Source organism: Pararhizobium sp. DWP1-1-3 (assembly GCF_049896125.1).
In the GTDB taxonomy this organism is placed as follows: Bacteria; Pseudomonadota; Alphaproteobacteria; order Rhizobiales; family Rhizobiaceae; genus Pararhizobium.
On record NZ_JAFCTR010000001.1, the window covers coordinates 230,429 to 243,341 of the forward strand.

At 60.2% G+C, this 12,913-nt stretch carries 11 protein-coding genes; 2 read left to right on the forward strand and 9 right to left on the reverse strand.

The genetic code is table 11. The features are described 5' to 3' along the window. Positions 1-84 precede the first annotated feature (84 nt). On the forward strand, positions 85-2,058 hold the full coding sequence (locus ACP7BS_RS01110) for an adenylate/guanylate cyclase domain-containing protein (protein WP_426235430.1): 1,974 nt from the start codon (positions 85-87) through the stop codon (positions 2,056-2,058). Positions 2,059-2,061: 3 nt separating this feature from the next. Here ACP7BS_RS01110 and ACP7BS_RS01115 read toward each other — a convergent pair whose 3' ends face one another. Both ACP7BS_RS01115 and ACP7BS_RS01120 read right to left on the reverse strand, forming a co-directional pair. After that, a complete protein-coding gene (locus tag ACP7BS_RS01115) occupies positions 2,062-2,718 on the reverse strand; it encodes a sulfite oxidase-like oxidoreductase (protein ID WP_426235432.1) in 657 nt (218 codons plus the stop codon). Positions 2,719-2,881: 163 nt separating this feature from the next. Continuing rightward, positions 2,882-4,669, reverse strand: a complete 1,788-nt coding sequence (locus ACP7BS_RS01120; RefSeq protein ID WP_426235434.1) for an APC family permease — start codon at positions 4,667-4,669, stop codon at positions 2,882-2,884. Positions 4,670-4,960: 291 nt separating this feature from the next. On the opposite strand from ACP7BS_RS01120, the gene ACP7BS_RS01125 reads away from it, so the two are divergent. Further along, positions 4,961-7,330: a DUF1989 domain-containing protein gene (locus ACP7BS_RS01125; protein WP_426235436.1), complete on the forward strand. Its 2,370-nt coding sequence runs from the start codon at positions 4,961-4,963 to the stop codon at positions 7,328-7,330. 37 nt (positions 7,331-7,367) lie between these two features. Here ACP7BS_RS01125 and ACP7BS_RS01130 read toward each other — a convergent pair whose 3' ends face one another. The 7 genes from ACP7BS_RS01130 to ACP7BS_RS01160 form a co-directional block, all read right to left on the reverse strand. Then, a complete protein-coding gene (locus tag ACP7BS_RS01130; RefSeq protein ID WP_426235438.1) occupies positions 7,368-7,658 on the reverse strand; it encodes a type II toxin-antitoxin system RelE/ParE family toxin in 291 nt (96 codons plus the stop codon). Beyond that, positions 7,651-7,917 carry a type II toxin-antitoxin system ParD family antitoxin gene (locus tag ACP7BS_RS01135; RefSeq protein ID WP_426235440.1) on the reverse strand — a complete coding sequence of 89 codons (267 nt, stop codon included), beginning with the start codon at positions 7,915-7,917 and terminating at the stop codon, positions 7,651-7,653. Before ACP7BS_RS01135 ends, ACP7BS_RS01130 begins: the two co-directional genes overlap by 8 nt. A gap of 75 nt (positions 7,918-7,992) precedes the next feature. Continuing rightward, entirely contained in the window at positions 7,993-8,592 is a 600-nt protein-coding gene (locus tag ACP7BS_RS01140) for a PAS domain-containing protein (RefSeq protein WP_426235442.1), read from the reverse strand. 130 nt (positions 8,593-8,722) lie between these two features. After that, positions 8,723-10,060, reverse strand: a complete 1,338-nt coding sequence (locus tag ACP7BS_RS01145) for an NAD(P)-binding domain-containing protein (protein ID WP_426235444.1) — start codon at positions 10,058-10,060, stop codon at positions 8,723-8,725. Positions 10,061-10,282: 222 nt separating this feature from the next. Then, positions 10,283-11,323: a heme-dependent oxidative N-demethylase family protein gene (locus tag ACP7BS_RS01150; protein WP_426235446.1), complete on the reverse strand. Its 1,041-nt coding sequence runs from the start codon at positions 11,321-11,323 to the stop codon at positions 10,283-10,285. Positions 11,324-11,341: 18 nt separating this feature from the next. Further along, positions 11,342-12,307, reverse strand: a complete 966-nt coding sequence (locus tag ACP7BS_RS01155; protein WP_426235448.1) for a PDR/VanB family oxidoreductase — start codon at positions 12,305-12,307, stop codon at positions 11,342-11,344. Further along, positions 12,304-12,909, reverse strand: a complete 606-nt coding sequence (locus tag ACP7BS_RS01160; protein ID WP_426235450.1) for a dimethylamine monooxygenase subunit DmmA family protein — start codon at positions 12,907-12,909, stop codon at positions 12,304-12,306. Before ACP7BS_RS01160 ends, ACP7BS_RS01155 begins: the two co-directional genes overlap by 4 nt. Between the last annotated feature and the right edge of the window lie 4 nt (positions 12,910-12,913).

Here is a 12,913-nt window from a genome sequence, read left to right on the forward strand (position 1 = left end):
TGTACCAAAACGCCACCGGCTGATAATCTGCATTCAACTCCAAGTTTTGGATTTCATTGGCGTTTAAAGGGTCAAAGGAAAAGCATGTCGGAAGCAATGGGTGAGCCTGCCGCAAACGGCCGGCCGACGGTCTGGACAAAGCCGCTGAGATCGCTTCTGGGGCTTGCCATGGCGGCTCTGCTGATCGCCGTTTCGGGAACGCTGATCAGTCTGGGCTATGTGCGGGCGCGCGACGCGGCGCTGACCAATGCCGAGGCCGACATGCGGGCCTTTTCCGAGCGGCTGATCGACCGGCTGGGCATTCTTTCCGGACGAACGACGGCGCTGGTCGGGTTCACGGCGTCGATCGCCAATTCCTTTCTGGTGCCGCCACCAGAACGTATGACCGACAAGATCAAGCTGCTGCGCGAGATCATTGCTCAATCCTCCAATCTGGACGGCATTTACGCCGGCTACCCGGATGGCGAGTTCATCCAGGCGGTCGATCTGAGAGCGCCGGCCTGGCGCACAGCTCTTGAGGCGCCGGACATGGCGGTGATTGCGGTTCGCTCGATGCAAATGGAACAGACGGGCGACCGCAGCAACCGGCTGATCTTCCTCGACAAGGACGGCAATCAGTTATTGGAGCGGCGTCTCCTTTCAACCGGATTCGATCCGAGGAAACGTCCCTGGTATCAGGCTGCAGTCAACGGCACGATGCCGGCAGCGATCGGTCCCTATACGATGGTGACGACCGGGGCGTTGGGCATGAGCATTTCCCAGGCGCATAGCGGCAATGGCGGCATCGTCATCGGTGCCGATATCGACCTTGGAACGATTACCGAATTCATGGCGCGCGAACGGCTAACCGCCGAAACGGTCGCTTTTGTCATGGACGCCGCCGGAAAACCGATCATGCATTCCGATCGCGGGCTAATGGCGCATATGGCGACGCAGAAGGAAAAGGGGGAGCTGGATGTTTCAAAGCCCGTCGATCCGCTGCTGACAGGTATCAAGGCCAATCTTCCGGCTGGCAACGGTGTGAGTTTCGCCGATATCGAGGGCCGCACCTACATCATCATGGCGACCTCGGTGAAATCCGTGCTTTTGCTTGCAGGACACCGGACCGTGGTGGCAGCCCCGCTTGACGAATTGACGGCCGCCGCCAATCGCAACCTCTATCAGGGGCTTGCCATCGCCGCTGCCATCGTCATTCTCGGACTGCTCGCAGCGCTGTTCCTGGCGCGGCTGATCACGCAGTCGCTGAGCCAGCTGACCGCCAATGCCAACCGGCTGCAGGATCTCGACTTTACAGCACCAAGCCACGTGTCCTCGCATGTCACCGAGATATCGACGCTTGGCCGGGCGATGAACCGGGCGCGCGATGCGATCTTCACCTTCGCGCTCTATGTGCCGAAGGAACTGGTGCGCAAGGGCATCGAATCCGGCCAGTTTGCCGGCAGGGGCGCGCGGCGCCAAGAGGTGACGGCCTGGTTTACCGATATCTACGACTTCACCACGCTCAGCGAGCAGCGGACACCGGAAGAGGTCGTGGCGTTGCTGTCGGACTATTTCGATATCTTCAACGAGACCGTCAGCGCCCATGGCGGCGAGATCATCCAGTTTCTCGGGGATTCGGTGTTTGCCATGTGGAATGCGCCGGTGGCCGATGAGCACCATGCGGAAAACGCCTGCCGCTGCGCTCTGGCGGTCGAGAGAAAACTTAAAGTATTCAATGCCAATCTGAAGGCGCAGGGGCTGCCGGAATTGCGCACCCGCTTCGGCATTCACACAGGCACGGCGGTGGTCGGCAGCGTCGGCGCCAGAGATCGGCTGCAATATACCGCGATGGGCGACACCGTGAACGTGGCGTCGCGGCTCGAGGGCATGAACAAGGTCTATGGCACGGCGATTCTCGCCAGCAGTGCCGTGGTTGCACTGTGTGGTGACGCAATCGCCTTTCGTCCGCTCGGGGAGGCGCAGGTCAAGGGCCGGGCGACGGCGTTGCAACTGTTCGAGGTTGTCGGTGAAAAGACCGAAGCGGACTGGTCGCAGACGCAAGCTGCACTCCAAACCTGACGATCAGTCGTCCGAGTAGCGCTGCTCGCGCCAGGGATCGCCGAGCATGTGATAGCCGTTCTTTTCCCAGAACCCGGCCTGGTCACCGGCAAGGAATTCGATGCGGCGCAGCCATTTGGCGCTTTTCCAGAAGTAGAGATGCGGGATGACGAGGCGCATCGGGCCGCCATGGTCGCGCGTCAGCGGTTCATCTTCCCAGGCTGTTGCGAGAATGCCGTCTTCGGAGGCGAAATCGGCGAGCGGCAGGTTGGTGGTGTAGCCGTCATAGCTGGTCAGCATGACGAAATTGGCCTCTGGTCTTGGCACGACCAGATCGAGCAGATCGTGGGTCGAAACGCCCTGCCAGCGATTGTCGTAGCGCGACCATGTCGTCACACAATGGATGTCGGACAGCTTGCGGCTTTGCGGCAGCCGGTGGAACGCATCCCAGTCGAGTTTGACAGGATTTTCGACACCGCCGACGATCTGCAGCGTCCACTCCGCCTGTGGGATGAGCGGCTGCTGGCCGAGATCGAGCACCGGCCAGTTGGTGACCAGATGCTGGCCGGGCGGCAGGCGGTCGGTTTCCGGATGGGTGATTTTTCCTGTCAGGAACTTGCCTTGCTCGGCCCAGCGGCGTTTGGACAGCGTCAGTTTCGTTTCCGGGCTTTCATCGGTCATGATGGGAACTCGCTGCTTGTAACTTGCCTGTCGATGGGCAGCCGAATTACAGGTTTAATGGCCTGATGTGTCAAGGCATCCCGCAAAGCCAGCCGCACTTCTGAAAGGAACAAGGCCGCACAGCTTTCGATGCGCGCCCTTGTATTATCTTGCTCCGATCTGATCAGACCGGCAGCTGGAAGTATGCGTTTGCGGCGAGAACGACGGCGAGGCCGCCGGCGAGTGCTACATAGGGCAGGATACCGGCTTTCTTGACGCCGAGGTCCTGGCCGACGAGGCCAAGGTCTTCCATTGCGCCTGCCGGGAATTTTCCGCCGTCACGCACATAGTGGCGATAGGCAAAGACCGGCAGGATGAGGGCGGCGAAGATGAAGCCGACCCAGAGCGCGTTGGAATAGCCCCAGACCTTGGCACCGGCGCCGAGGAACAGCGCGTTGACGAAGGCAAGAACGGTGTTGAGGCCGATCAGCCAGGTCGGTGCCTTCCAGGGGCGCTGGATGTGGCTGGAGTCCATCCGGTGGATCCAGCCGGCATTGAGGTTGAGGAAGTTGAAGATGATGTAGCCGACATTGGAGACAGCAAGCACGAAGAAGTAGCCGGCCACGTCGGAGGCGATGGCAAGCAGGATCAGGTTGAAGGCGAAGTCGGTCCACATGGCGCGGGTTGGTGCGCCGTGTTCGTTGACGTGGTCGAGATATTTCGGCAGCCAGCCATCCTTCGAGCCCTGGTAGAGGGTGCGCGACGAACCGGCCATAGCGGTCATGATGGCCAGGAACAGCGCCATGATCATCAGGATGACGAGGATCTGGGTGACGATCCGGCCGCCATGGACGAGGCTTGCCAGTGCTTCCGCAACACCCGTTCCATCGACGATGCCGGGTGCGAGCATGCCGGCATGGCCGAGAACGCCCTGGAAGGTGAAGGGAATGAGGAAGAAGAACAGGCAGCAGAGCAGGCCGGAATAGAAGATCGCCTTGAACGTATCGGTCTTCGGGTTCTTCAGCTCGCGGGTGTAGCAGACGGCGGTTTCAAAGCCGTAGGTCGACCAGGCGGCGATATAGAGGCCGCCGAGGAACAGCGTCCAGCCGCCATTGCTCCACACGCCGTCAATGCCGGAATAGCCGGCGGTCGGCGGAACCAGATTGGTGATGTTGGCGCTGTCGATCTGGCCGGAGAAGATCGGATAGAGGCCGATGATCAGCAGCGGCAGGAGAACGATGATGGCGAGCCATTTCTGGACGCTGGCCGTTCCCTGGATGCCGCGATGTTGGATCGCAAAGATCACCAGCATCAGGATGCCGCCGATGACGAAGGTGGCGTTGAGATTGGCCTTGGCGAGGAAGGGAATGTCGAAGGTGATCAGCGACCAGCTGCGGATCGCCGGGGTCAATGCCGCGATCGCATCGGTCGAGAGCAGAGCGGAAATCGCATCCTGTGGAGCCTTGCCGGCATTGGCAGCAAGCCATTCCGCAACGCGCGGGCTTTCGGCCGTCAATGTGGCCATATTGGCGTTGATCCATTCCATCACTGCCGGGCTATCGGCACCGGGAATGGGGAACAGGGCGTTGAGGATATAACCTGCCGCGATGGCGCAGCCGAGCGACAGGACCGGCGACCAGGCGAACCAGTTGCACCATACAGACAATGGCGCGATGAATTTCGAATAGCGCAGCCAGGCGGTGGCGCCATAGATCGATGCGCCGCCGGATTTGTTGCCGAACATGCCGGCGATTTCAGCGTAGGTAAAGGATTGCAGGAAGCCCATGACCATGGAAATGATCCAGACCACGAAGGCGAGCTTGCCCGTCGTGCCGGCAATGCCGCCGATGGAGAAGAGCACCAGCGGCGGTACGCCGGCAGCGACCCAGAATGCCCCTTTCCAGTCCAGCGCGCGGATCAGGCCGGTGCTGGGCGCAGCGGTCGACCCGTCGGTCTCAACGATAGATGCCATAAACAGTCTCCTCGACCAGTTTTGTCTTGAAGCGCGTTGCCGCGCGTTCCCTAAGGATGGTTATCGCTGCGGCTTCTTCGCTGGATGGCGCCTGCGTTTTCGCAGTGTCACCACCTGTTCCCGTTCGTATTTCGCGGCCGCAACTTATCTTCATAGTGAATTTTTTTTCTTCTCGGTCAAGTCTCTCTTTACTTTCGACGGCCTCCCATAGGATAGTTTGGCCATATTGCCGGTGCATAAAGTGGTGCTTATAGACCACTGAGCCGACTGTGCCTTCGGGTGGGAGTTGAGATGAGCGATTCCGGACAATTTGCCGGCACCTTGATGCCGCCGCGGCCCAGCACGATTCTGCGGCCGGGCATTCCAGCGCTCGCCCCCGGCGTCGAGCGCTACCGCGTCAAGGGGCGCGGCACGACGGTCGTCAAGGTGATGGCCGGCGATCGGATCAGCATCAAGGATATCGAGGGCGGCCAGCTTTGTGAGGTCAGCTTCATCGATGCGGGAGGCCGTTTCAATGCGGCGGGTCTTGGTGTTGGGTTTTCAGGGCCCGCCTATGGGCTACAGGAGATATTTGCCCGCGATGAGGACAGCGCGCGGCGAACGCTCAGCGCTTTGAAACGGCGAAACGTCGATCCGGCAGGCGCGCAGGCGCTGGTATTGTTCGGTGAAAGTTCGTCGCCGGGTGTTTCGGCCGAATTGACCATCGGACTTGACGGGCTGCTGATCGTCGCGGCACCGGCGCCACCGATGGATGCGGCGGCACAGAATACCGCGACTGCGCTGGAACTGCGGGTGACCCGCTCTCGAGTTGAACGCACCTACGAGGAAATGCTGCCGGAACCGATGGCCGATCCGGTGCAGGAGCTGCGCATCATGGCGGCGCGGGCTTCGGCCTATTTCGTGCGGGCCGGTGAGTTCATTCAGGTCATCGATGTTTCGGGACGGCAATGTACCGATTTTCAGGCTTTTTCGGCCCGCAAGGTCGACAAGGGGCTGGATCTGGCGCTCGATGCGACGGTGACGCGCACGCTGCTCGGGCGCAGCTACCCGACGCCAGGCCTGCCTTCGAAGGCGTTCGACCGTGATTTCGAGCCGCTGGTGGAGATCGTGCAGGATACGGTCGGGAGACACGACGCCTTCGCCACCGCCTGCAATTCGCGTTACTACGACGACATGGGCTATCCAGGGCATGTCAACTGCACCGATAACTTCAACGATGCGCTGGCGCCCTACGGCATTGCGCCGCGCAAGGGTTGGGAAGCGCTCAATTATTTCTACAACACCAATGTCGATCATCACAATCAGCTCTATCTCGACGAGCCATGGTCGCGGCCGGGCGATTATGTGCTGATGCGGGCGCTGACCGATCTGGTCTGCGTGTCGTCGTCCTGCCCCGACGATATCGATGCGGCCAATGCCTGGAACCCCACCGACATTCATGTCCGCACCTATTCGGACACGGAAAAATTCTCGCGCGCCGTCGCCATCCGAATGACCCCTGATGCAGAGCCCGAAATGACCCAGGAAACCGCCTTCCATCCGCGCCTGTCGGCACTGACGCGCAACCACACCGAATATCGCGGCTATTGGCTACCCAACCGCTTCAACAACGAAGGGCCGATAGAGGAATACTGGGCGTGCCGGGAAAAGGCGGTGGTGATGGACCTGTCGCCGCTCAGGAAATTCGAGGTGACCGGGCCGGACGCCGAAGCGCTGCTGCAATACTGCTGCACCCGCGATATCCGCAAGCTGTCGCCGGGGCAGCTGGTCTATACCGCGATGTGCTACGAGAATGGCGGCATGATCGACGACGGCACGGTGTTCCGCCTGGGCGAGAACAATTTCCGCTGGATCGGCGGCGACGACGTCAGCGGTATCTGGCTGCGCGAGCAGGCGGAGAAGATGGGCTACAAGGCCTGGGTGCGCTCCTCCACCGACCAGATGCACAATCTGGCGGTCCAGGGGCCGAGCAGCCGCGAGATTATCAAGGAGATCATCTGGACCGCACCGTCGCAGCCGTCGATCGGCGAGCTCGAATGGTTCCGCTTCGCCGTCGGCCGCATCGGTCATTTCGAAGGCGCACCGGTCGTCGTCTCAAGGACCGGCTATACCGGCGAACTCGGCTATGAAATCTTCTGTCATCCGAAGGACGCGCTCGCCGTGTTCGATGCGGTCTGGGATGCGGGCCAGAAACATGGGTTGAAGCCGATGGGGCTCGAAGCGCTCGACATGGTGCGCATCGAGGCGGGGCTTGTCTTTGCCCACTATGACTTTTCCGACCAGACCGACCCGTTCGAAGCCGGTATCGGCTTTACCGTGCCGCTGAAATCGAAGACCGAGGATTTCATCGGCCGCGAGGCGCTGATCAAGCGCAAGGAAAACCCGCGCTACAAGCTGGTCGGGCTCGATATCGACGCCAATGACGCCGTCGGTCATGGTGACACGGTGCATATCGGCCGCGCCCAAGTCGGCGTCGTCACCAGCGCAACCCGCTCGCCGCTTCTCAAGAAGACGATCGCGTTGGCGCGGATGGATGTGCTGCATTCGGAGATTGGTACCGAGGTGGAAATCGGCAAGCTTGATGGTCAGCAGAAGCGTCTACCGGCGAGAATCGTGCCGTTTGCCCATTACGATCCGCAGAAGCTGAAGCCTCGGTCGTGAGTTGGCGGCTGATTGCCGATGAACCGTGACCACGTTCTTAAAGTTTCAGGAGGCGTACGCTTCTTGCCGGAACGACTGCGAGGATGACGACGGTACAGTTGGTCTCCTCATAGAGAATGATATGGCTCTGATGCTCGTGCCGCCGTACCCCTTCGCCTATTGATGGGGCGAGCCTTCCCATCTTTGGACGCGATGCGATCAGCCGGAAACAATGTCCAAGTTCGTCCTTGTAGCGACGGGCCTGGGGTAGGCCGAACATCTCGATGCCATCGAGAAACAGAGCGAGCAAGTCATCTTCCGCCCGCTCTGTCAGCGTGTAGCTAGTCACGCACGACGCCCCTTGCTTTGGCAAGACGTTCGGCATTCTGGAAAATTTCGTCGATGCTCTGCTTGCCAGGGCCACTGAATCGTGATTCTGTAACGATCTGGCGTAAGTCTTCGATCGTCAGTTCCTGGTCCCGGCGGGATCGGTCGCGGCGCACAAGGTCGCGGACATAGTCGCTGGTGCTTGCGTATTCACCCTTGCTGATCTGGGCTTCGATCCATTCTTTCATGGGGTCGGGCAGGGATATGGTCATGGTCGCCATTTGGAATACTCCTTTCGGGTATTCTATCATGGATAAGAATAAATCACAAAAACGCTTATTATACGCCGCGCGCCATCAGCCCGATTTACCCTGCGCCGTTGCAATCTGCCGCGCGACGGCTTCGGAATCGTTAGCCAGCGTGCGCATTTCCGAGGCAAGCACGGCAAAGCCGGCGCCGGCGGTTCCGGCGCGTGCTGCTTCGATGCCGGCGTTGACGGCGAGCAGTTTCAGATAGCGCAGGGAATGCAGGATTTCGGCTGTTCGAGAGGCCGTAGCTCGCATGTCGGCGGTCTGTTCGTCGATGCGCTGGTAGAGGGATTCGATGTTGACGATGCTGCCTTCGAGGTAGAGCAAATCGCCATTTGCGTCCCAGACACCGCCACCGGTTTCCGTCACCCAGATGAAGTGACCGCTGTTGTGGCGGATGCGGTATTCCAGCGTCCAGTCTGTGCGGCTTTCGAGCGCCTTGCCGACCACCGCATCCATGGCGGGTACGTCATCCTCGCACATGATCGAGGTGAAGGTGCGCACACGGTTGCCGACGATTTCGTCGGTGGGATAGCCGAAGATCCGCTGGATGCCGTCTGTCATGTCGAGCATCGTATAGTGCTCGTCGGCCCGGCACCGGTAGAGAAACCCGTTCATGCGGCCGAGAACGCTGCTCAGAAAGTCCATGGCTGATCCGGTCATGGCTGGAGGGTGGGCGAAAAGACGAATGAATTTATCTTGGAATATTTTGGCGATCTGAAATCGTTGCGCCGAAGGCCGTTGCATTGGCCTTCGGCTGCGTCAGCGGGAAATGCGATCAGTTCTTCAGATAGACTTCCAGCGTATCGTCCATCGCTTCCAGCCACGGCGTATGGTGCTTGGGCGCCATCGTGCCGGTCATCAGCGATTTGTAGGCATTGTCGCGGAAGCCCATGATGTTTTCGCCCTTGTGGTGCTCCCATTCCATGAAGGTCTTGTTGGTACCTTCGACGTCGAACTTCGGATAATCGGTATCCTCGAGCAATTCGATGACGTAATCGCCCTGGAACCAGATCATCTGCTCGGCATCCTCAAGCGTTTCCTCGCGGGCGCGCCATGTGTCGAAATGGGCCTTCATCTCCTCCTTGGAGGGGAGCTTGATGCGGTCCATGATCACGTCGCGGGCGAACCAGGCCTGCGCGTCGAACATGTTGAACGTGTAGAACTGATCCTGCATGCCGATGTACATCAGCTGCGGATTGTCCTCGTAAACCACGCCTTTGTAGAGATTGTCGGACCACAGGCGGTTGGCGGTCTTCAGGCGCAGGTCGTCCGGCAGGAACGGGAAGTGGTGGAGATAGCCGGTGCACAGGATCAGCGCATCGACTTCCTTGGTCGATCCATCGGCGAAATGCGCCGTCTTGTTGACGAGCTTCTGCAAGAGCGGGCGTTCCTCAAAACGCTCCGGCCATTTGAAACCCATCGGCTTGGAGCGGTAGGTGGTGGTCACCGACTTGGCACCGTATTTCCAGCATTGCGAACCGATGTCCTCGGCCGAATAGCTGCGGCCGACGATCAGCACATCCTTGTCCTTGAACTCCAGCGCATCGCGGAAATCATGGGCATGCAGGACACGGCCGCCGAAGGTTTTAACGCCTTCGAAATAGGGGACGTGGGGGGTCGAGAAATGGCCGGAGGCGACGACGACATAGTCGAAGATCTCGTCATACATGACGTCGTTGACGCGGTCGTGGGCGGTGACAGTGAAGGTCTTGGATTCCTCATCGAAGCGGACCATGCGCACCGGCGTCGAGAAGCGCACCCATTTGCGCACGTCGGCCTTTTCGACGCGGCCCTTGATATAGTCCCAGAGCACGGCGCGGGGCGGGTAGGAGCCGATCGGTTTTCCAAAGTGTTCTTCAAAAGAATAGTCGGCGAATTCCAGGCATTCCTTCGGTCCGTTCGACCAGAGGTAACGGTACATGCTGCCATGGACCGGTTCGCCATATTCGTCGAGGCCTGTGCGCCATGTGTAGTTCCACAGACCACCCCAGTCGGCCTGTTTTTCGAAGCAGACCACTTCGGGGATATCGGCGCCCTTCTGGGCAGCGGACTGGAAGGCTCTCAATTGAGCGAGGCCCGAGGGTCCCGCGCCGATCACGGCTACTCTGCTCATGTCTGTCTGTTCCCTTTGTTTTTGTTCGTACGTGCATTGCTTGTGGAGAAGCCCCCTCCCAACCCTCCCCACAAGGGGGAGGGCTTAACGTGCCGGTCCCTCTCGCCAGCGCATTCCAGCGCCGCTATTCCTTGTGACTGCCGAAAAGAACATCGGCGGAGCCCAGAAAGAGGTCGCTCCCTCCCCCTTGTGGGGAGGGGTGGGGAGGGGCCTTAAACCCCCTTAATCCGGATAGATCCCCGCACTTGTCGGTGCCCCGTCGTCATATTTCGCCAGCCAATCGATCATGATCGGCCGGTTGCGGGTCAGGCCCTTGTAGTCGATGATCTCAGGCGGCAGGGTTTTTAGCACGCGCGGCAGGCGGCGGGCCCATTTGGGGACGGTCACCAGCTCGTCCAGGCTGATCAGGTAGCAGCGGATGACGAAGAGGATGGCGTTGGAGCGCGGCAGGCGCCAAAGGCTCTGCAGTTCGACGCGCAGGTGCATCTTCTCGCCGACATTCTCCGGTGTCACGGTCAGGCGGTCGGGACCCCATTTGTGATAGTTTTCCGGTGAGGTATCGAGCCTCGGGTTGACGGTCATCGTCCAGTTGAGGCGCCGCGTCGGCTTGCCCTGCTGCAGGTTGAGCAGGAATTTCAGCGCCCGGTCGAACACGCCGATCTGGTGGGCGAGCGGCACGGGACCGTGCCATTCCATGAAGTTCATGCCGATATCGAAATCGAGCGACCAGTCGGCCTGGGTGGTGACCATGCCGGCGTCCATCCAGAGATTGTTGTCGCGCTGATCGACGATGCAGAAATCGCCCTGGGCCTGGCGGGTGATATATTCCATCGGCGGATGGGGCAGAGTGGAGGGATCACCGAAGGTGAAGGTGTCGTCGATACCCATCGGCCGGTTGATCCAGCGCCAGCGGTCGCCGGTCTTCGTCAGCGTGAAATGCTCGGGATAGTCCTGCGCCTGATGCTCCATCAGCAGTTCCAGCACATCCCACTGCGCCGCCATCATGTGCGGCAGCGCCTGGCAGCGCAGCGGATCCTCCTTCAGCACCATCGCCCGGTCCTGCATCTCGGCGACATAGTGCTCGTCGACATCGATCAGGTTTTCAAAGACGCTGTCGGCCTTGCCGCGGATATGCGGCTCCATGTTGACCGAATACATGTATTCGTCGCGGTCGAACGGGAAGGGAAAGCGCCTGATATTGGTGAGGCTGTTGCGGAAGGTGAAGTCGTCACGGAACGTTTCGCTCCTGAACGTGATGGTCATCTGTCCGGTCCCCTTGATCTAGAGTTGAAGAACGAGTTGCTGGCCTTTGAAACGCGAGACGCAGATCATGACTTTGTTGCCGGACGCCTTTTCCTCGTCCGACAGGTAGATATCGTTGTGCTCAAGCGTTCCATCGCAGGACGAGACCGCGGTTTCGCACTGGCCGCAGGCGCCGCCGCGGCACATATACGGAGCATCGCAGCCATGGGCTTCGGCCGCTTCCAGAATGCTCTGGTGTTCGCCGACGGTCATGTGGATGTTGGATTTTTCGAGGAAGACCTGGAACGGCAGGCCGGCAGGTGGCGCCAGGAAGCGTTCCGAGTGCAGATTTTCCTTCGGCCACCCGGCTTTCAGCGCCGTCATCAGCACGCCGTCGATCATGCCGGCCGGGCCGCAGACATAGAGATGCGTGCCGAGCGGCTGGTTGTCGGCGATTTCGGCAACGGGAATGTAGGTCTTTTCCTCGTCGACATGGATCTTGATGCGGCGCGGGCCGTAGCGGTCGAGCAGTTGCTGCCAATAGGCGCCGTGTGACCGGGAACGGATGGCGTAGTGCAGTTCAAAGGCGATGTTGTCGCGGCTGAACTGTTCCATCATGGCGATGAAAGGGGTGATGCCGATGCCGCCGGCAATCAGTATATGCTTGCGGCCGCGATGATCAGGTGCAAACAGATTGACCGGCTGGCTGACGGTCAGCTGATCTCCGGGACGCACCTGTTCGTGCATGAAGATCGAGCCGCCACGGGAATTCGGAACCCTGAGCACGCTGATTTCATAGGCGCTGTTGTCGTCGGGATTGGACATCAGCGAATAGGGGTTGCGGCGCAAAAGGCCATTGTCGTTCATCGAGACGACGACATGGGCGCCGCCGGAAAAGAACGGCATGGGATGGCCGTCCAGCCGCTCGAAGCGGAAGCGTTTGACCAGATCGGTCACCTGCGTCACCGCGGCGACCCGGACAGGCATGTCGGTATTGAGGCTCACGGGAACATCTCCTCAGGGGCAGGCGCAGTACCCGGTTCTTCCGCATCGATATTGACGCCCTGGAAGGCGCCGAGGCGTCTGGAGTAATGATCGCGCACCAACAGCGGCAAGCCGCAATGGCTGCAGGCAAAGGGGCTGGTCGTCACATTGTCGGTGATGCCCTTGCAGTGCACGCATTGCACCCGGCGCGCCGTCGAGCCACGATGTTCGGTGTGGATCGAGTTGAAATCGATGCCGAATTCGAGCGCCACCTGCATGATCTGGCCGATGAAGCCCTCGGTGCCGGCGATGTAGAGCCGCGTTCCCATCCGCGCCTGCTCAAGACAGGCGCGCAGGCGAAACAGCAGCGGCTGAAGTGTCGGCGCCTGCCAGAAGATGTCCGGCGACAGAGCAGACAGCACTGCATCATAGGCTTTGGGCGCAGCACCAGCGGCATGATAAAGGATTTCTGATCGTGTGAGGAAATCCTTGCCCTTTATGTCCACCTGATCGGTGAGGGCAGCCGCCCCTTCGCCCTCGAGGACGAAGAGGTGGCGTTTTGCGTGGGGATCGATGTCGAGCCCCTTATATTCCGGCCTGCTTTTGATCCCTTGTACGAGCATGCCG

What these genes read in the sequence shown, in the direction of transcription:
- ACP7BS_RS01110 (WP_426235430.1), top strand. Translation starts at nt 85, where the DNA reads ATGTCGGAAGCAATGGGTGAGCCTGCCGCAAACGGCCGGCCGACGGTC.
- ACP7BS_RS01115 (WP_426235432.1), bottom strand. Translation starts at nt 2,718, where the DNA reads ATGACCGATGAAAGCCCGGAAACGAAACTGACGCTGTCCAAACGCCGC.
- ACP7BS_RS01120 (WP_426235434.1), bottom strand. Translation starts at nt 4,669, where the DNA reads ATGGCATCTATCGTTGAGACCGACGGGTCGACCGCTGCGCCCAGCACC.
- ACP7BS_RS01125 (WP_426235436.1), top strand. Translation starts at nt 4,961, where the DNA reads ATGAGCGATTCCGGACAATTTGCCGGCACCTTGATGCCGCCGCGGCCC.
- ACP7BS_RS01135 (WP_426235440.1), bottom strand. Translation starts at nt 7,917, where the DNA reads ATGGCGACCATGACCATATCCCTGCCCGACCCCATGAAAGAATGGATC.
- ACP7BS_RS01140 (WP_426235442.1), bottom strand. Translation starts at nt 8,592, where the DNA reads ATGGACTTTCTGAGCAGCGTTCTCGGCCGCATGAACGGGTTTCTCTAC.
- ACP7BS_RS01145 (WP_426235444.1), bottom strand. Translation starts at nt 10,060, where the DNA reads ATGAGCAGAGTAGCCGTGATCGGCGCGGGACCCTCGGGCCTCGCTCAA.
- ACP7BS_RS01150 (WP_426235446.1), bottom strand. Translation starts at nt 11,323, where the DNA reads ATGACCATCACGTTCAGGAGCGAAACGTTCCGTGACGACTTCACCTTC.
- ACP7BS_RS01160 (WP_426235450.1), bottom strand. Translation starts at nt 12,909, where the DNA reads ATGCTCGTACAAGGGATCAAAAGCAGGCCGGAATATAAGGGGCTCGAC.